General features: G+C 71.8%; 16 protein-coding genes. 5 read left to right on the forward strand and 11 right to left on the reverse strand.

Annotated features, from left to right (window positions below; all coding sequences use genetic code 11):
* Nucleotides 1-18: 18 nt before the first annotated feature.
* Nucleotides 19-264, reverse strand: coding sequence for a hypothetical protein (locus ACI3KY_RS11105; protein ID WP_404930232.1), 246 nt, complete (start codon nt 262-264; stop codon nt 19-21).
* A gap of 138 nt (nt 265-402) precedes the next feature.
* Nucleotides 403-1,116: an alpha/beta fold hydrolase gene (locus tag ACI3KY_RS11110; protein ID WP_404930233.1), complete on the reverse strand. Its 714-nt coding sequence runs from the start codon at nt 1,114-1,116 to the stop codon at nt 403-405.
* A 266-nt stretch (nt 1,117-1,382) separates the two neighbouring features.
* Between ACI3KY_RS11110 and ACI3KY_RS11115 the strand changes: the two genes are divergently transcribed.
* A complete protein-coding gene (locus ACI3KY_RS11115) occupies nt 1,383-1,871 on the forward strand; it encodes a CinA family protein (RefSeq protein WP_404930234.1) in 489 nt (162 codons plus the stop codon).
* Nucleotides 1,872-1,917: 46 nt separating this feature from the next.
* Here ACI3KY_RS11115 and ACI3KY_RS11120 read toward each other — a convergent pair whose 3' ends face one another.
* Together ACI3KY_RS11120 and ACI3KY_RS11125 are read right to left on the reverse strand one after the other, a co-directional pair.
* A complete protein-coding gene (locus ACI3KY_RS11120; protein WP_404930235.1) occupies nt 1,918-2,499 on the reverse strand; it encodes a GNAT family N-acetyltransferase in 582 nt (193 codons plus the stop codon).
* Nucleotides 2,496-3,086, reverse strand: coding sequence for a hypothetical protein (locus ACI3KY_RS11125; protein WP_404930236.1), 591 nt, complete (start codon nt 3,084-3,086; stop codon nt 2,496-2,498). The genes ACI3KY_RS11120 and ACI3KY_RS11125 overlap by 4 nt, the downstream gene beginning before the upstream one ends.
* Nucleotides 3,087-3,241: 155 nt before the next feature.
* Between ACI3KY_RS11125 and ACI3KY_RS11130 the strand changes: the two genes are divergently transcribed.
* Both ACI3KY_RS11130 and ACI3KY_RS11135 read left to right on the forward strand, forming a co-directional pair.
* Nucleotides 3,242-3,847, forward strand: coding sequence for a TetR/AcrR family transcriptional regulator (locus ACI3KY_RS11130; RefSeq protein WP_404930237.1), 606 nt, complete (start codon nt 3,242-3,244; stop codon nt 3,845-3,847).
* Nucleotides 3,848-4,041: 194 nt separating this feature from the next.
* Entirely contained in the window at nt 4,042-5,421 is a 1,380-nt protein-coding gene (locus ACI3KY_RS11135; RefSeq protein ID WP_404930238.1) for an MFS transporter, read from the forward strand.
* Nucleotides 5,422-5,504: 83 nt separating this feature from the next.
* Here ACI3KY_RS11135 and ACI3KY_RS11140 read toward each other — a convergent pair whose 3' ends face one another.
* Nucleotides 5,505-6,500, reverse strand: a complete 996-nt coding sequence (locus ACI3KY_RS11140) for an NADP-dependent oxidoreductase (RefSeq protein WP_404930239.1) — start codon at nt 6,498-6,500, stop codon at nt 5,505-5,507.
* Between the two features lie 276 nt (nt 6,501-6,776).
* Here ACI3KY_RS11140 and ACI3KY_RS11145 point away from each other — a divergent pair, with 276 nt between their 5' ends.
* Nucleotides 6,777-7,124: a UBP-type zinc finger domain-containing protein gene (locus ACI3KY_RS11145; RefSeq protein ID WP_404930240.1), complete on the forward strand. Its 348-nt coding sequence runs from the start codon at nt 6,777-6,779 to the stop codon at nt 7,122-7,124.
* Nucleotides 7,121-8,782: an FAD-dependent oxidoreductase gene (locus tag ACI3KY_RS11150; RefSeq protein WP_404930241.1), complete on the forward strand. Its 1,662-nt coding sequence runs from the start codon at nt 7,121-7,123 to the stop codon at nt 8,780-8,782. The genes ACI3KY_RS11145 and ACI3KY_RS11150 overlap by 4 nt, the downstream gene beginning before the upstream one ends.
* 42 nt (nt 8,783-8,824) lie before the next feature.
* Here the strand turns inward: ACI3KY_RS11150 and ACI3KY_RS11155 are convergent, their stop codons facing one another.
* From ACI3KY_RS11155 to menC, 6 genes are all read right to left on the reverse strand, one after another.
* Complete coding sequence (locus tag ACI3KY_RS11155; protein ID WP_404930242.1) at nt 8,825-9,856, reverse strand: P1 family peptidase; 1,032 nt, start codon at nt 9,854-9,856, stop codon at nt 8,825-8,827.
* Nucleotides 9,857-9,921: 65 nt separating this feature from the next.
* The gene (locus ACI3KY_RS11160) at nt 9,922-11,508 is read right to left on the reverse strand and encodes an amidohydrolase (protein WP_404930243.1); all 1,587 of its coding nucleotides are present in this window, start codon (nt 11,506-11,508) and stop codon (nt 9,922-9,924) included.
* A gap of 60 nt (nt 11,509-11,568) precedes the next feature.
* Nucleotides 11,569-13,101 carry a serine hydrolase domain-containing protein gene (locus ACI3KY_RS11165; protein ID WP_404930244.1) on the reverse strand — a complete coding sequence of 511 codons (1,533 nt, stop codon included), beginning with the start codon at nt 13,099-13,101 and terminating at the stop codon, nt 11,569-11,571.
* Entirely contained in the window at nt 13,098-14,918 is a 1,821-nt protein-coding gene (locus ACI3KY_RS11170; RefSeq protein WP_404930245.1) for a membrane dipeptidase, read from the reverse strand. Before ACI3KY_RS11170 ends, ACI3KY_RS11165 begins: the two co-directional genes overlap by 4 nt.
* Nucleotides 14,919-14,922: 4 nt before the next feature.
* Nucleotides 14,923-15,804: an aminotransferase class IV gene (locus ACI3KY_RS11175; protein ID WP_404930246.1), complete on the reverse strand. Its 882-nt coding sequence runs from the start codon at nt 15,802-15,804 to the stop codon at nt 14,923-14,925.
* 14 nt (nt 15,805-15,818) lie between these two features.
* Nucleotides 15,819-16,809 (reverse strand): o-succinylbenzoate synthase (menC, locus tag ACI3KY_RS11180; RefSeq protein WP_404930247.1); only part of this gene is annotated, 991 nt, incomplete at its 5' end.

The following is a 16,809-nucleotide window of genomic DNA, read 5'->3' on the forward strand; positions in this document are numbered from 1 at the left end:
CCTGCGAGAGCCGGCGGCTCATCGCAGGGTTCCCAACGTCGTCGCCAGAAGCCGCATCAGCGCTGTGTACTCGCGTTCGCGCTGCTCGTTCTCAGCGAGCCGCCGCCGATGGTGCTCTTCGTTGGTCAGCTCCGGTGTGCGCCGTCGACGGGCGAACGCCTTCGTGAATCGGTCGAGGAATGCCGCACGGCGGCCGGGGAAGGGGGCCGTGCCGGGAGGTGCGGCGTGGCCCTCCCACGGCGAGAGGTATTCGTCCTGTGCCATGCTTCGACGCTCTCGCGATGAAGACGCAGGCACATCGAGCGATCGGCTCCCTCTCGGTACGCGCCAGCTGTGCCGGTGATCGATCGATCGGCTGACGGCGGGATCCGCCGAGGCGGATCCCGCCGTGGTGGTGGGGGATCAGGAGAGGTGCGCGAGCGCCTCCGCGATCAGGTCGGCGACCGCCTCGGGGTTCGACACCATCACCGAGTGGGACGCACCGTCGATCTCGACGGTCTTGAGCGAACCCGCGCGGTCGGCCATGAATCGAAGCCCCTCGGCCGGGATGTTCTTGTCGCCGGTGCCGAAGATGAACCACGACGGCAGGTTCTTCCACGCCGGCGTCTCGGCAGGCTGCGGCTCGCCGAGGGCGAAGTCGCGGATGGGTCGCTGGGTGGCGGCGGCGATCTTGGCGTCCTCGAGGGGAACATCGCCGGCGAACTGGTTCGGGAACAGGTCCCGGTCGACGATCAGGTCGTTGGTGCCGTCGCCCAGCGGGTACGGGCGGACGGTCTCGCCCAGCGTGCTCCCGGGGAACTGGCCGGTCAGACCCAGGGCGGTCTCGCCGTGGTCGGGGGCGAACGCGGCGACGTAGACGAGACCCGCGACCGCGTCGCTGCCGACAGCGGCCTCCGTGATGACGGCGCCACCGTAGGAGTGGCCGACGAGCAGCACAGGACCGCCGATCGACTCGACGGCGCTGCGCACGTTCGCGGCGTCGGTTGTGACGCTGCGCAGCTGGTTCGGGGTCGCGATCGCGTTGACGCCGCGGCTCTGCAGGGCGGCGATGACGCCGCTCCAGCTGGCCGATTCGGCGAAGGCTCCGTGGACGAGGACGACGGTGGGTGCGGTCATGGGTTCTCTTCTCTCGGGGTGGGGGGTCGCGTCGCCGGGCCCGGATGGGTCGTACGCGAGCTACCGATCTTCGCACCGCTGATCGCAATGGATTGACCACTCCCGCCGGGCCGCATCACCGGGCCGTGTCGATGTCATGCCCCGGTCGAGGCATCCGCCGCCGGCCGATCGTGTGCGCCCGGCGGCGGCGCGGATAGGCGGACGGGCGTTGTCGTGGCATGTCAACCCGCCCGGCCTGAGGGCGCGGCCCCGCTAGGTTGATGCCCGTGACTGCGGAGAAGAGCGCCGATCTGGCGCAGAAGGTGGCTCGGTGCGCGAGCGACCGCGACCTCACCGTCGCGGTGGCGGAGTCTTTGACCTGCGGGCTGCTCGTGAATGCCCTGGGTGCAGCCGAAAATGCGTCGGAGTGGCTGCGCGGCGGCGTGGTCGCGTATGCCACGGCGGTGAAGGAGAAGGTTCTCGCGGTGTCGCCCGGGCCCGTGGTGAGTGCTCGGTGCGCGGAGGAGATGGCGGCCGGTGTGGCAGCGCAGCTGGACGCCGACGTGGCGGTTGCGACGACCGGCGTCGGCGGACCCGACAGCGAGGAAGGTCGTGAACCCGGGACGGTCTACATCGGATGGTGGGTCAGTGGGCGAGCCGGCAGCAGGCTGTACAACTTCGAAGGCGCGCCGGAAGAAGTCCTGGACGACACGGTCGCTGCGGCGCTCACAGAACTCCTCCGAGCGATGGATGCCGCCGACCGCCGCGACTCGTGACGGCAGACGCCGTCCGGCGCTCGGTCTCTTCCGGTGACCGGAGCCGTCAGAACCGGTAGCGCAGCAGCTGCATGTCGGTGGTGCCGGGCTCCAGGCCCTCATCGAGGAAGCCGGCGCGCTCGGCGACGTGACGTGCGACCGCGTTCGCCGGACGCGTGCGCACCACGACATCCGTGCCCGGCGCGACGAGGGGTGCGAGCGCGAGCGATTGCTCCACGACGATGCGGGCGAGACCTCGCCCCTGTGCGGCCGGCGCGAAGCGGTAGTACACGTTGAGCACGGGCCGGCCTGCCAAGGTGTGAGTCCGGATGCCACCCAGACCGGCGAACACCCGCGCGCCGTCCTCGGCGTGGGCGCCCGGCAGGCCCTCCTGCCATTCGCCGGCGGGGAGAAGCACCGCCCAGTAGCCGAAGCCGTGCTCGGCCCAGTGGTCGAGTATCGGTGCCAGGAACCGCGCGGAGTACTCGACGTCGGCGTGCGTCTCCTGTGGGTCGTAGCGGTAGACGGAAGGGTCGCCGTGGACGGCGAAGACCCCCGCCGCGTCGGCTTCGAAAGGCCGGCGCAGCAGCACTCCGGTATCGGTGGTGATCCGGTGCGCCCGTCGGCGCGCCGCCCCTGCGGTCGTCATGCGGCGAGTGTAATGGTGCCGACGAGGATCGCGACGAGGACGTCGAGCACCGCGCAGAAGCGGGCGAGCGTGCGGTCGACGACGCGTCCGGTGCGATGGTGATGGACGTCCCACGCGGCGTGACCGAGGAGCGCGGCTGCGATCAGCAGTCCGCCGACGGTCGGGTCGAGCTCGAGGGCGAGCACCGCGGTCGCGCCGAGCACCAGCATCGCGGCGGTCTGCAGCGGCAGCGCCCACCGGGGATGGGTGCGGCGCGAGGCCGGGCCCGCGACGACCAGCGCTCCGGCCAGCGCCAGCAGCCACGGCATCGCGTCCAGGCCCGCGAACTTGTCCAGCGTGACGAGGGCGAAGGCGACGCCGAAGGCGACCCACGCCGCCCACCGCTGATCGGTTGCGGCCGCCGCGAGATACACCAGACCGGATGCCGCAACCACCGGAGCGACGTCGCGTCCGTCGGCGAGACCGTAGGCGGTCGCCGCTGCGACCAGCACGGCGAGCGCGGTGGGCCAGACGATCGGCCACCAGTCGCCGCCACGTCGGCGCGGGAGCGGGCGGTCAGGCGATTCCTGTCTGAGGACGGCATCCATTTCCCACCTCTTTTCTTGAACGCCGGTGTGCGAGTTTAAACTGTACATCAGTGTCCGAGTTAAGGGAACCGATCCGCCCGTCGCCGCGCACGCGAGCGCGTGGGCGGTGCGAGGCAGGCTAAGGTGCACATGACTGTCCTATTTAGGAGGCGCGGGTGGGCGGAGCGGGCAGGAAGCCGGAGCCTGCGGGCGCGTCGCAGGATCGCGCGAAGCGGGCCGACGCCGTCCGCAACATCGAGTCGATAATCGCCGCTGCCACGCGACTTCTCGCCATCGACCCCGACGCCAGCATCAACGACATCGCCAAGGCCGCGAATGTCGGACGGGTGACGCTGTACGGTCACTTCGACTCTCGCGCGACGCTCATCCGCGAGGTTGTCGACCGTGCGATCGCCCAGACCGACGCGGCGCTGGCGAGCCTCGATCTCGACGGTGACCCCCGAGAGGCCCTCGGCCGTCTGCTCGAGGCCACGTGGCATCTGACGCATCGGTTCGGTGCCGTCGTCGTCGCGGCTTCGCAAGCGCTGCCCCCCGACCAGATCCGCCGTGCTCACGACGAACCCGCGGTCCGGGTCCGCGCGCTGCTCGAACGCGGACGCGACGCCGGCGAGTTCAACCGCGACATGCCCATCGACTGGCAGATCAGCGTCATCCAGGCGATCGTGCACGGAGCCTCGGCTGCGGTGCATCGTGGCGAGATCGCGGCCGACGAGGCACCCGTCCTGGTGCGCGACACGAGCCTCGCAGCGCTCGCCGCCTGACCTCAGGGCTCTTCTGGTCGAGACCGCCGGGCGGCTCCCGCGTCGCCTCGGTGTGGGCACCCGTGACGGTCTATCGGTGCCCCGGCGCGCGCAGCGCTCGCCTGATGTGAGGCTGCGACCACGCCTCTTGTTGAACACGTGTGTACGGTTTATCGTACTCGTACATCACTGTTCAACTTGCGAAGGGTCACGTCATGCACACTCCAGATCCCACGGCCGCGAAGGCCCCCCCCACCGCCGATCCGCGCCGCTGGCGCATCCTGGCCCTCCTGGGGGTCGCGCAGCTGATGCTGATCGTGGATGTGACCGTCGTCGCGATCGCGTTGCCCGACATGCAGGCCGATCTCGGATTGGACAGGACGACGGTCGCGTGGGTCGCGAGCATCTACGCTCTGGTCTTCGGCGGCTTGATGCTGCTGGGCGGCAAGGCCGCCGACATCCTGGGTCCGCGACGCGTCGTGCTCGCCGGCCTGACGGTCTTCATCGCCGCCTCGCTGCTGGCGGGGCTGGCGGGCAGCGGCGAGATGCTCCTGCTCGCACGCGCGCTCCAGGGCGTGGGCGCGGCCGCCATGTCACCCGCCGCATTGTCGGTGATCGTGCGGACGTTCGCGGGCCCCGAGCTCACCCGCGCCCTCGGCGTGTGGTCTGCTCTCGGCGGCGCGGGTGCCGCGATCGGCGTCCTGCTCGGCGGCCTGCTGACTGCCGGGCCGGGGTGGCCGTGGGTGTTCTTCATCAACGTGCCCGTCGGCATCCTTCTGCTGATCGGTCTGGTGAGATCGGTCCGCCCGCTGCCGGGATCGGGTGGGCGCGTCGACGTGGTCGGCGCGGCACTGGTGACGGCGGCGACGGGCGCCGCGGTGTACGGACTCGCTGCGGCCGGCGACGACGGCTGGTTGAGCGCCTCCACCCTCATCGCCTTCTGCGCCGCGCTCGTGGGGTACGCCCTCTTCGCTTGGCGGATCCGCTCGGCCGCCGATCCGCTGATCCAACCGGCGATGCTGAGGCGAGGACCGGTGGTGCGGGGGCTGGGGCTGATCTTCGTCGCGGCCGCCCTGATGATCTCGGTCTTCTTCCTCGGCTCTTTCTCGCTCCAGCAGCTTCATGGATTCACCGCGCTGGAGACCGGGCTGTCGTTCCTGCCCGTCGCGGCCGGTTCCATCCTCGGCGCCACTCTCGGCGGCCGCATCATTCCGCGATGGGGCGTGCGTGCGGTGTCGGTGACGGGGCTGCTCATCACGGCCGCAGGACTCGCGGCAGCGGCGGGAGTCTTCTCGATGACGGTGCTGATCGTCGGCACGAGCGTCGCGGGCTTCGGCGTCGGGGCGGTGTTCGTCGCGGCCGCCGGCAGCATGTTCTCTGCTGTCGAGCCGACCGAAGCAGGTGTCGCGTCGGGCGCGCTGAGCACCTTCCACGAGTTCGGTGCCGCTGCGGGCGTCTCCGCCGTGTCGAGCGTGGCGGCGGTGGCCCTCGTGAGTCCGGGCTTCGCCGCCTTCGCCCCGGGCTACTGGTTCGCCGCGGCCGTGGCGCTCCTGGCCGGCCTGGCCTCGCTGCTGTGGCGACCCCGGGTGGGTTGACGCTCCGGCGGGCTGGTGCGCACGGCGGTCGATCTCACCCCGTCGTGCGCACGGCCCGGCTCGTCATGCGATCGAACCTCCGGTCACGCCATGCTCACGACGGTCTTTCCGCGCCCGCCGCCGGCCGCCACGAGCCGTAGCGCCTCGGGGGTCTCGCCGAAGGGCAGCACGCGGCCGACGACGGGCTGCAGCACTCCGTCGTCGACGAGGCGGGTGATCTGGCGCAGTTGCTCGCCGCTGGCGCGCATGAAGAGGAACTCGTACTCGACACCCAGCTTTCGCGCCTGCCGCCGCACCTTCGCACTGAGTCCGCGGATCGCGAGCCGCACGACGGGGTTGAGTCCGGCATCCCGGGCGAATTGCGGGTCGGGCGGGCCCGCGATGCCGATCGCGCGCCCGCCGGGCTTCAGGATGCGCAGCGACTTCTCGAGGTTCTCGCCGCCGATGCCGTCCAGCACGAGATCGAAGCCGCTGAGCTGCTGCTCGAAGTCCTCGGTCCGGTAGTCGATGACGATGTCGGCGCCGAGCTCGCGCACGAACTGCGCGTTGGCGCTGCCGGCGGTCGTGGCCACCGTCGCGCCCAGATGCTTCGCAAGCTGGATCGCGAGGGACCCGACCCCGCCCGCACCGCCGTGAATCAGGACCTTCTGGCCCGCCTGGACCCGCCCTCGCTCCACCAGTGCCTGCCAGGCGGTCAGCGCGACCAGCGGCAACGACGCCGCCGCCTCGATGTCGACCGAGGCGGGGGCGATCGCGAGGTCGGACTCGGGCACCGCGATGCGCTCGGCGAACGTGCCGATGTGATCGTCGTCCGGGCGGCCGTAGACGGTGTCGCCCGGCTTGAGGCCCCTCACGTCGGCGCCGACCCGGATCACCGTTCCGGCCAGATCGTGGCCGAGCACGAGCGGGAAGGCGTGCGGCAGGATCTGCCGGAACTCGCCGAGCCGGATCTTCTCGTCGAGGACGTTGACTCCGGCGGCCTGTACGCGCACGAGGACGTCGGAGCGCCCCACGCGCGGTTCGGCAGCATCGATCTCCTCGAGCGGGCCCTTGAATGCCGAAACGGCGTACGCCTTCATCTGTCTGTCGTGCTCCTTCTCGTGGGCGAGGCGACGCGTTCCGCCTCAGTATCACCAACTGTACTCAATAATGAGCGTACTCGCTATTCCTGCAGCGAGCAGACGACCGAGACAGCTGGGATTCGCGCAGCCGGACATCGCGCCGCGGGGCGCCCGAGCGCCGGCAGCTGCCCGCCCGACACGGCGGCTCCCTTCGGCTGACGCGATCTCGGCCGCGCACCTCGTGGGGGCGTTAGCATCGCACCGATGGAACGCGCCGGACGAGAGGCAGGCCCGATGAGCCTGGATGACATCGACCCCACCGTGCCGCCTTCGGGCGAGGGCTGTGCCGACTGCGACGCGGTCGGCGGTTGGTGGGTGCACCTGCGGCGGTGCGCCGTGTGCGGACACGTCGGATGCTGCGACACATCGCCGGCGCAGCACGCGACGGCGCATTTCCACACCAGCGGGCACCGCTACGTGCGCAGCTTCGAGCCGGGCGAGGACTGGTTCTGGGACTACGTCGCCGACGACTACGTGGATGGGCCCGACCTCGCACCGCCCGTCTCGCGACCGGTCGCGCAGCCGTCGCCCGGTCCCGCCGGCAGGCTGCCCGCCGACTGGCGGGAGCTGATCCACCGATGAGGTCGCACGAGATCTCGCCGGCGAAGCAGCGCGAGATCGAACGCATGATGAAGCCGGCGCTGACGGACGCCCAGTGGCAGCGGCTGGTCGCCTTCGGCGAGCCGCAGGAGGTCGCGGAGGGCGACTACCTCTTCCAGGCCGGCGATCTGGACTACGACCTGATCCTGGTCGACACGGGCGAGGTCGAGATCGTCCGTGTCGCGTTCGGCTGGGTCGACGAGACGGTGGTCGGAACGATGGGGCCGCGCAGCTTCGTCGGCGAGCTGGGCCTGCTGAACGGGCAGGGTGCGTTCCTGACGGCTCGCGCCTCGCGCGCCGGCCGGATGCTGCGCGTCAGCCGGGCGCGCCTGCGCCTGCTGATGGCGGAGGACGACGAGCTCTGCGACATCGTCCTGCACGCGCTGTGGGCCCGGCGCGAGATGCTCCGCCGCGGACCGGCGGCGCTCACCCTCAAGCTCGTCGGCCCGCGGTCGTCGCGCGACTTCCTCACCCTTCGCCGATTCGCGGAGCGGCTCGACCTGGTCCACACGGCGGTCGAGCTGGTCCCGGGCGAGCTCCGTGCCCTCGCCGAGCACGGGATCACGCTCGACGACCTCCCGGTCGCCTTCATCCAGGGCGAGCCGATGCCGCGGGCGACGCCCGGCCTGGTCGCCGAGCGCCTCGGGCTCAGCTACCAGGCGCGCGCCGACGAGGTGGTCGATCTCGTCGTCGTCGGCGGCGGACCGGCTGGACTGGCCGCGGCGATCTACGGGGCATCCGAAGGCCTCGACACGGTGCTGCTGGATGCGGTCGCGCCGGGAGGGCAGGCCGCGGCGACGTCGCGGATCGAGAACTTCCTGGGCTTCCCGTTCGGAGTGAGCGGGGGCGATCTCATCGACCAGGCCTCGCTGCAGGCGCTGAAGTTCGGGGTCCGCGTCTATGCGCCCTGCGAGGCCGTCGACCTCAGGCCCGTCGGCGACGACATCGACATCGCGCTCACCGACGGGCGCCTGATCCGCACGCGGACGGTGATCGTCACCTCCGGCGCCGCCTACCGCACCCTCGACCTGGAGCGGTGGAGCGAGTTCGAGGGCGCCGGCATCTACTACGCGGCGACGCCGCTCGAGCTGCGCCAGGTGCTCGAGTCGCCGGTGGTGGTCGTGGGCGGTGCCAACTCCGCCGGCCAGGCGTCGTTGTATCTGGCGGCCAACGGATGCCCCGTGCACCTCGTGGTGCGCGGCTCCGACCTCGGCACCCGGATGTCGTCGTACCTGGTCGATCGCCTGCTCGAGGACCCGCGCATCGACGTCCACACCGGGTCTCGCATCGTGGGGCTCGACGGCGGTTCCGCGCTCGAGCGCGTGAACATCGATTCGGTCGGGGATGTCGCGGCCCGCGGCCTCTTCTGCTTCATCGGCGCCGAGCCCGCCACGTCCTGGCTCGCCGAGCTCGACCGCGACGCCGACGGGTTCCTGCGTACCGGCACGGACGTCTCGGTCCAGTCGCTCCAGCGCTGGCAGGGGCTGGGGAGGGAGCCCCTGCCGTTCGAGACGTCGGTGCCGCGGATCTTCGCCGCGGGCGACGTGCGCCGTGGGTCGATGAAGCGCGTCGCCGCCGCGGTCGGCGAAGGCTCCAGCGCCGTCGCGTCGGTGCACCGCGCGCTCGCCGACTTCCGCTGAGGCCCGCCGGGTGAGCTAGGGCCGGCGTCGCGGGCGGCCGCGTCAGATCACCCCGGCCGCCACCAGCCGGGAGCGGACGCCGGCCAGCGGGATCGCGTGCGCGCGGTTGCCGTCGGCGTGCACCTGCGTGGTCGCCATCAGGATCGAGTTGACCAGTGCCTCCTCGACGGCGTCCAGGGTCGCATGCAGCAGCGGGGAGAGGGTGGCATCGGCCGGCGGCATCCCGCTTCCGACCGAGAAGGCGATCGCGTAGTCCCCGCTGCCCTGCGAGAAGTCCGAGCCGACGCCGCGCAGCGCGAAGATGGCCCGGCGCGCGCATCGTGCGAGCTGCCGTGCATCGACGGGCGCATCCGTCGCGACGACGATCATGCACGAGTTGCCGACGGTCTCGGCCGGCGGCGCGGAGACGAGCTCGTCCGCGGGCATCGGCACCCCGGCGATCGACAGTGTGCCGCTGAAGTTCGACTGCACGAGCGCGCCGATCGTGTGCTCGCCATCGCCCACGGGCACCTCACGGGATGACGTGCCGATGCCGCCCTTGAAGCCGAGGGCGACCGTTCCGGCGCCCGCGCCGACGCTGCCCTCGGCAACGGGGCCATCAGCGGCGGCGGTCAGGGAGTCTCTGACATGCGCGTCGCCGAGCGGACGGGAACGGATGTCGGACAGGAAGCCGTCGTTGGTCTCGCCCACGACCGGATTGAGCGTGGTGGTCCGCTCGTAGCCCGGCTGCTCGAGCACGTATCCCAGCAGTGCGTCTGCGACGCGGTAGACCGACAGCGTGCTCGTCAGCAGCACGGGCGTCTCGAGGGCGCCGAGCTCTTGAAGCTGGGTGACTCCGACGAGCTTGCCGTAGCCGTTTCCGACGGCCAGGCCCGCCGGCAGCCAGCGCCGGTCGGCACGCAGCTCGGTGGGGACGATCGCGGTCACTCCGGTGTGGAGCCGATCGGTGTGCACCGTGGAGTGCCCGACGAGCACGCCGGGAACGTCGGTGATCGCGTTGTGCCGACCTCGGGCGAAGGCGCCGGGCCCGACTCCGAGGTCGGCCAGACGTGAGCGGGGCTCGTCGGCGGTCATCGGCACACCCTCTCCAGGTATCTCATGCTGTCGTTCTCGGGAATCGTCGGCGCGCCTCGTCGCGGTCACCGCTCATCAGAGCCGAAGGCCGGTACCCCGCCGACGACGGTCGCGAGGGGGCGGATGCCCACGATGTCGGCCGGATGGACGCGGAATGGGTCGCCGTCGAGCACGACGAAGTCGGCGAGCATCCCGACGGCGAGGCGTCCGAGGCGGTCGTCGAGCCCTGCCGCGTAGGCGGGGGCCGCCGTGTAGGCGAGCAGCGCCTCTTCGGTCCGCAGCGGGCGCACTCCGCGTTCCGCGCCGATCGGCGAGGCGGCCGTGCTGCGCACGAGAGCATCGCGGATGCCGCGCAGCGGCGCGGACGGCTCGACGGGGGCATCGGAGCCGAAGGCGACGACCGCGCCGGCATCGCGCAGTGCGGACCACGCGTAGCTGTCGAGATCACGGCCGTGCAGCAGCCGCGACACCAGGGGGATGTCGCTCGCCCAGTGGGTCGGCTGCTGTGAGGCGATGACGCCGAGTGTCGCGAACCGTGCGGCGTCGCCGCGGGCGAGGTGCTGCGCGTGCTCGACCCGCAACCGCAGCCCGGCGCGCTGCGCCGCCATGTGGGCGGTGGCGTACGCGTCCAGCACGAGGGCGTTCGCCCTGTCGCCGATCGCGTGCGTGGCGACGGCGATGCCCGCGCCGACGGCCATCGTCACCAGGCGCGTGAGCTCGTGCGGATCGAGCACCTCGATGCCGTGATTGCCGGGCTCACCGGCGAAGTCCTCGCCCATGTGCGCGGTGTGCGAGCCGAGTGCGCCGTCCGAGAACAGCTTGACCGGCCCGTCGGTGAACCAGTCGTCGCCGGCGCCGGTACGGCGGCCCGACGCGATGGCCTCCTCCAGTGCGTCGGCGGGCGTGCCCTTGTGCACCCGCACACGCAGCCGGCCGGCATCCTTCAGCCGCAGGTAGGCATCGCGTGCGTCCTCGCCGTCGAAGTCCGTGATTTGCGTGACGCCCTGAGACAGCAGCACCTGCTGTGTGCGTTCCAGCAGGCCGGCCAAGTCCATGGGCGATACCCGCTCGGCGTGCGCGAGGACGGCGCCGACCGCCGTCTCGCGAAGGAGCCCCGTCGCCCTGCCGGCCGCGTCCCGCTCGATGCGTCCGCCGACCGGGTCGGCAGTGGCGTCGTCGATGCCGGCGCGACGCAGGGCCTCGGCGTTCGCCCACGCCGAATGGCCGTCCACGCTCGACAGGCACACCGGTCGGTGCGGCGCCACGGCGTCGAGCGCGGCGAGGGTGGGCTGCCCGTCGGACCACGCGTTCGCGTCCCATCGCCCGCCGACGACCCAGCCGTCGCCCGGCAGCGCCCGCACGTGCGCATCGATGCGGGCGAGGGCGTCTGCAAGGCTGCGCGTGTCGCGCACGTCGAGTTCGTCCAGACTGCGCGCCAGGCTCGCGGTGTGGATGTGCGCGTCGTGGAATCCGGCGATGACGGCCTCGCCCGGGAGGTGGCGCACGACGGTGCCGCTCGGAGCGCTGCTCGCTACGGCATCCGCTTCGCCGATCGCTGCGATCACGCCGTCGACGACCAGCATCGCCTGGGCGATGCCGCCGCGGCCGTCGAGCAGGTGGATTCTCGGGTGGCGGTACAGCGTCGTTGCCATCAGCATCTCTCGCAGGTCTGTCGTGGGCGGCGGTGCGTGATCACGCGAGGTGACGGCTGATCACGGCGCGACGCGGTAGTGGTCGGCGGCGCGGGCGCTCTCGCCCTGCGGCTTCAGGCCGGCCGCGTCGGCGACCTGCACCGTGAACTCCTGCACGAGCGGCTCGCGAAGACCGATCATGCGCACGTCGCACACGAGCGCCCCCCTCTCGCATGGAACCACCCACCGCAGCGTGGAGCGATCCGACGCCGAGAGCACGCGTCCCGCGAACGGTGCGGCATCCGTTCGCATCGGCCCCACCTCGGCGAGCACCTGCAAGATGTGCCGCGACCGCACCTCGTCGGGGACGTCGCGCAGGACGTTGCGGGCGAGCAGGTCCGACGCCGCCGAGAGCGGCTGCCCCTCCGCCAGGAGCGCGTCGATCCGGGCGGCTGCGGCGAGGGTCGCCGTCCATGGCCGCACGATCGCGGCGGGGGCGTCGACACGGGTGAGGACGCCGTGCAGCACGTCACCGGCGATGGCGCCGGCACCGTACGCGTCCGAGTTGCCGAACACGACCACGCCGATCCCGGTGGTGGGGTGCCACCGCATGTGGGACGAGAACCCGGGCAGGCCGCCGGCGTGGAGCACGACGCGACCGAACCTGCGGTCGTGCTCCACGACGAGTCCGTACCCGTACCCCGCGCCCTCGAGCTCTCGGCCGGGTGACGACCGCTCGCTCGTCGGGATGAGCGTGCGGACCGTCTGCATCTCGCGACGGGATGCCGCGGCCAGCACGTGCCCGTCCGCCGGTGCCTCGTCGAACGCCGAGCCGAGGAAGTGCATCCAGGTCGCGACGTCGTCGACGGTGCTGAAGAGGCTGCCGATGCATGCCAGCGCACCGGAGCCGACGTACGGTTCGGGGGTGAACGTGAGTCCGTCGTCGAACGTGCGGAAGCCCGCGGCAAGGTCGTCATCGTCGTCGTAGAGCTGTGCGTCGGGGCGGGTGTCACGCAGACCGAGGGGGTCGAGCACGCGCTCGCGCACGACGTCTTCGACGTCGCGGCCGGTGACGGCCTCGATCGCGCGGCCGACGAACGAGATGCCCAGATTGGAGTAGTGGTACTCGGTCGCGGGCTGCGCGGCCAGCGGCACTCCCGCCGCAACGAGCGCGGCGATCTCGGTCCGCGAGGAGCCGAGGTTCTCGTCGCCCCACGGGTTGTCTTCGGCAAGGCCGCCCCGGTTCGACAGCAGCGCGTCGAGGGTGAGCCGCGCGTCGTGATCGCCGAAGCGCGTGCCCGCCAGTTCAGGCACGTAGTCGGCGGCGGGCGCGTGCAGGTCGAGCAGCCCTTCGTCGCGGAGCGCGAGGGCCGTCGCAGCCAGGAAGCTCTTCGACATCGACGCGATCCGGAACACGGTGCCGTGCCGAGTGGGCGAGCCGTCACGGCGCGGCTCGCCGTGCGCGGACACCGCGACCACTCGGCCGCTCTGCACGACCGCGGCGACGGATGCCGGCGCCCGCCGCACAGTCGCGTCGTCCAGTCGCTCGTCCAGGGCGTCGCGCGCGTGGCCGGTCAGCGCACCGGTGCCGGTCTCGGCAGCCGTCGTGCTCACGCCGGCCGCCGCTCCGTGGCGAACGACCGCACGTGCTCCGCGAAGCCGGCGACGAACGCCCGCGCCGAACGCGTGTTCTGATCGTCCACCGCCCGCGCCTCGGCGACCAGCTCGGCGACCGGCCGATCACCCGGGCCGGGCGAGACCGGCTCCTGCCACCGCGCGAGATCATCGGCGCATACCTCGGGGTGGAACTGCACGCCGTAGACGCGCTCGCCGAGCCGGAACGCCTGGTGGGGAACGGCGGCGCTCGATGCGAGCAGGACGGCATCCGGTGGCAACGCCGTGATCATGTCCTGGTGGTTCTCGATCATCGGGGCGCCGTCGCCCAAGGCCGTCGTGAGGGGATCCACGCGGCCGGCGTCCGACGGCGTGATGAGCGTGGCGCCTCGCTCCTTGGGGCCGAAGTTCGCCCGCACCTCTCCGCCGGCGACGTGCGCGAGCAGCTGCCCGCCGAGGCAGATGCCCAGGGTCGGCAGATCGGCATCGATGGCCGCCTGCGCGAGCACCCGCTCCTGCGCCAGCCACGGCGCGCTCTCGTCGTCGTCGGGCATCAGCCCGCCGCCGAGCATCGCCAGTCCGGCGTAGCCGTCGAGGTTCTGGGGCAGTCCGTGCGCCCCCAGCACGGCGTCGACCGCGATGCCCTCGTCCTCCAGCCACGTGCCCAGTCGTCGTGGTCCCGACGTCTCGGCGTTGACGACGACCAGGACACGGGGGCGCTCCGGCGCGCCGCCCACCGGGCGGGCGGCGGCATCCACTGCGGGAGTCAGCGCCGCCGGAGCCGGCAGCGGGGCGGTCCCGGCCAGGAAGGCCAGGTGGTCCTGGTCGGAGGCCTCGAGGACTCGCAGCACGTTGGCGTGCCCGAGCCCCTGGAGGTCTGACTCCGACCAGCCGCGGCTGCGGAGCTCGTCGAACAGGTCCTGATAGTGCGAGACGTCCTCCAGTCCGTCGGGCATGGCATCGGTGCCGTCGTAGTCGGCGCCCAGTCCCACGGCGTGCACGCCGGCGACATCCCTCACGTGCTCGATGTGATCGGCGAGGTCCGGGATGCCGACCGGCGGGGGCTCGCCCTCCTCACCGTTCTGCACCCACGCGTGACGCGCCGGAGACAGGAACGAGGGCACGAAGGCGACCATGACCACGCCGTCCCGCTCGCCGATGGTGCGGAGCACGTCGTCCGGCACGTTGCGCGGATGCGCGCACAGGGCGAAGGCGGCGGAATGGCTGACGATGACCGGTCGCGAGCTGACGGTCAGCGCATCGCGCATCGTCTGCGGCGAGACGTGGGCGAGATCGACCAGCACCCCGATCCGGTTCGACTCGCGCACCACGTCGCGGCCGAACGCGGTGAGCCCGCCGTGGCGGGCGTCGTCGGTGGCCGAGTCGGCCCAGTCGATCGTGCGCGACCAGGTCAGTGTGAGATAGCGCGCGCCCAGGCGGGCGTACTGACGCAGCACCGCGAGCGAGCCGCCCAGCTGTGCGCCGCCCTCGACGCCGATCAGTGAGGCGATTCGGCCCGCCTGCATCGACTCCCGCACGTCCTGGGCCGTGCGGGCGAACCGCAGCCGGTCGGGATAGGCGGCCACGAGGCGCTGGACGAAGTCGATCTGCTCGAGCGTCGCCGTCACCTGCTCCGCGCCCGTGAGGAACGGATCGACCCAGACCGACCAGAACTGGCCGCCGACACCGCCGGCCTCCAGGCGCGGAAGGTCGGTGTGGAGATCGGGCACCACCGCGTCGAGCCCGTCGGTGGTGTAGCCGAACCGCTCGCGGCGTGCCCAGGCGAGGTCGTTGTGGCCGTCGACGACGGGGATCATGGTGCTAGGCCTTCCGTGCGTCCAGTGCGTGATTGAGGCGGTCGCTCAGGCGACCGTCGACGGTGAGCGGCTCGCCGTCGAGCGATCGCACCGGGGCCGCGCCGCGGGTGCTCGAGCAGAGCCAGACCGCGTCGGCGCGTCGAAGCTCGGCGACATCGATCCGACGCGTCGCCACCGACTCGCCCCAGCTCGCCAGTGCCGCGAACGCGTCGCTCTGGGTCGTGCCCGGCAGCAGGCCGAGCTCGACCGGAGGGGTCACGTAGACCCCGTCGATACGAGCGATGACCGTGGCGTTGGGGCCCTCCAGGACGAAGCCGTCGATGCTCGTGAAGATGACGTCCTGCGCCCCGCGCCGGCGTGCCTCCCGCAGCGCCGCCATGTTGACGGCGTACGAGAGGGTCTTGGCGCCCTGCAGCAGCCACGGGGAGGTCTGGGCGACATCGTGGCGGTAGCCGCGGTCCAGCAGCACCACGTCGAGCTCCGGCGCACCCGACGCGGAACGGCTGTCGGGAGCGAAGCCGAGCGCCCAGCCGGTCGGCGCGTCGCCTGCCGCCTCATCGCCGCGCGACATCACGAACTTCACCGCGCCGCGGCGCGTGTGCTCCTGCAGCGCCTCGGCGGCCGCGGCGACCGCGCTCAGCCACAGGTCCCGTCGTGGGGCGGGAAGATCGAGCATCGCCGCAGACCGCTCGAAGCGGTCCAGATGCGCCGCGAGCGCCTGCGGCACACCGTCGACCACGACGACGGTCTCGAAGATGCCGTCGCCGCGCGTCGCCGACAGATCGGTGGCGGTCAGCAGGCCGTGTCGCGGCTCGACGCGGGTCAGACAGTCGGCGGGATCGGCGGCCGAGGCCAGGTCGAGCCTGTGGAGGGTGAGGGGGAGCACGGCGTCCTTTCGGGTCAGCGGGCCGCGGCCGCGTCAGCGGCAGGCAGGGTGTCGAGCGTGCGAGACGCGTTACTGAGCACCCATTCCACGTCGACCTCGTGGCCGAGGCCCGGCGCAGTGGGGACCTGCACGACGCCCTGGCGGGCGATGACCGGCGGTACGACGACATCGCGTGCGTAGTACTTGTCGGAGCCTGAGACATCGGAAGGGAGCGTGAAGTTCGGAAGCGACGACAGGGCGACGTTCGCGGCTCTACCGACGCCGAACTCGTGCATCCCGCCGCACCACACCGGAACGCCCGCATCCTGGGCCATGTCGTGCGCGCGGCGGGCGCTGGTGAGGCCGCCCATGCGCGAGACCTTGATGTTCAGGACGCGACCGGCGTCGAGCGTCAGCATGGTCTGCAGGTCGGCGATGTCGACGATCGACTCGTCGAGGCAGATCGGCGTCGACAGCACCGCCTGCAGCCGAGCGTGCGCCACGAACTCGCGCGGCGCGTAGGGCTGCTCGATCATGGTGAGAGCGTGCGCGTCGAGCGCTCGCATCACCGCGGAGGTCTCTTCCGAGTCGGTGTAGGCGCCGTTGGCATCCACATGCAGATCGAGATCTGGGTACGCCGATCGCACCGCCCGCACGGGTTCGACGTCCCAGCCGGGCGCGATCTTGAGCTTGACGCGGGCATAGCCGGCGTCGACCTGCCGCGCGACCTCCGCGAGCAGCTGGTCGACGGTGGGCTCGATGCCGAGCGAGACTCCCGCGACGACATCGGTGCGCGTGCCGCCCAGAGCGCTCGACAGCGAGAACCCGGCCGCCCGGGAGTACAGATCCCACGCGGCGATCGAGAAGCCCGCCTTCGAGAACTCGTGACCGCGGATGCGATGCCAGCTCGCCTCGAGCTGCTCGGGGACCTCCCACTCTGCGCCGGTGACGGCCGGAACGAGATAGCGCTCGGCGATCGCCCACGCCGTCACCGTCGTCTCCGGGCCGTAGAACGGATCGGCGGGG

It is taken from the genome of Microbacterium sp. ZW T2_14, from assembly GCF_044987405.1.
In the GTDB taxonomy this organism is placed as follows: domain Bacteria; phylum Actinomycetota; class Actinomycetes; order Actinomycetales; family Microbacteriaceae; genus Microbacterium.

What these genes read in the sequence shown, in the direction of transcription:
- ACI3KY_RS11135 (WP_404930238.1), top strand. Translation starts at nt 4,042, where the DNA reads ATGCACACTCCAGATCCCACGGCCGCGAAGGCCCCCCCCACCGCCGAT.
- ACI3KY_RS11155 (WP_404930242.1), bottom strand. Translation starts at nt 9,856, where the DNA reads ATGACCGCCGACGAGCCCCGCTCACGTCTGGCCGACCTCGGAGTCGGG.
- ACI3KY_RS11160 (WP_404930243.1), bottom strand. Translation starts at nt 11,508, where the DNA reads ATGGCAACGACGCTGTACCGCCACCCGAGAATCCACCTGCTCGACGGC.
- ACI3KY_RS11150 (WP_404930241.1), top strand. Translation starts at nt 7,121, where the DNA reads ATGAGGTCGCACGAGATCTCGCCGGCGAAGCAGCGCGAGATCGAACGC.
- ACI3KY_RS11110 (WP_404930233.1), bottom strand. Translation starts at nt 1,116, where the DNA reads ATGACCGCACCCACCGTCGTCCTCGTCCACGGAGCCTTCGCCGAATCG.
- ACI3KY_RS11105 (WP_404930232.1), bottom strand. Translation starts at nt 264, where the DNA reads ATGGCACAGGACGAATACCTCTCGCCGTGGGAGGGCCACGCCGCACCT.
- ACI3KY_RS11170 (WP_404930245.1), bottom strand. Translation starts at nt 14,918, where the DNA reads ATGATCCCCGTCGTCGACGGCCACAACGACCTCGCCTGGGCACGCCGC.
- ACI3KY_RS11145 (WP_404930240.1), top strand. Translation starts at nt 6,777, where the DNA reads ATGAGCCTGGATGACATCGACCCCACCGTGCCGCCTTCGGGCGAGGGC.
- ACI3KY_RS11120 (WP_404930235.1), bottom strand. Translation starts at nt 2,499, where the DNA reads ATGACGACCGCAGGGGCGGCGCGCCGACGGGCGCACCGGATCACCACC.
- ACI3KY_RS11125 (WP_404930236.1), bottom strand. Translation starts at nt 3,086, where the DNA reads ATGGATGCCGTCCTCAGACAGGAATCGCCTGACCGCCCGCTCCCGCGC.
- ACI3KY_RS11140 (WP_404930239.1), bottom strand. Translation starts at nt 6,500, where the DNA reads ATGAAGGCGTACGCCGTTTCGGCATTCAAGGGCCCGCTCGAGGAGATC.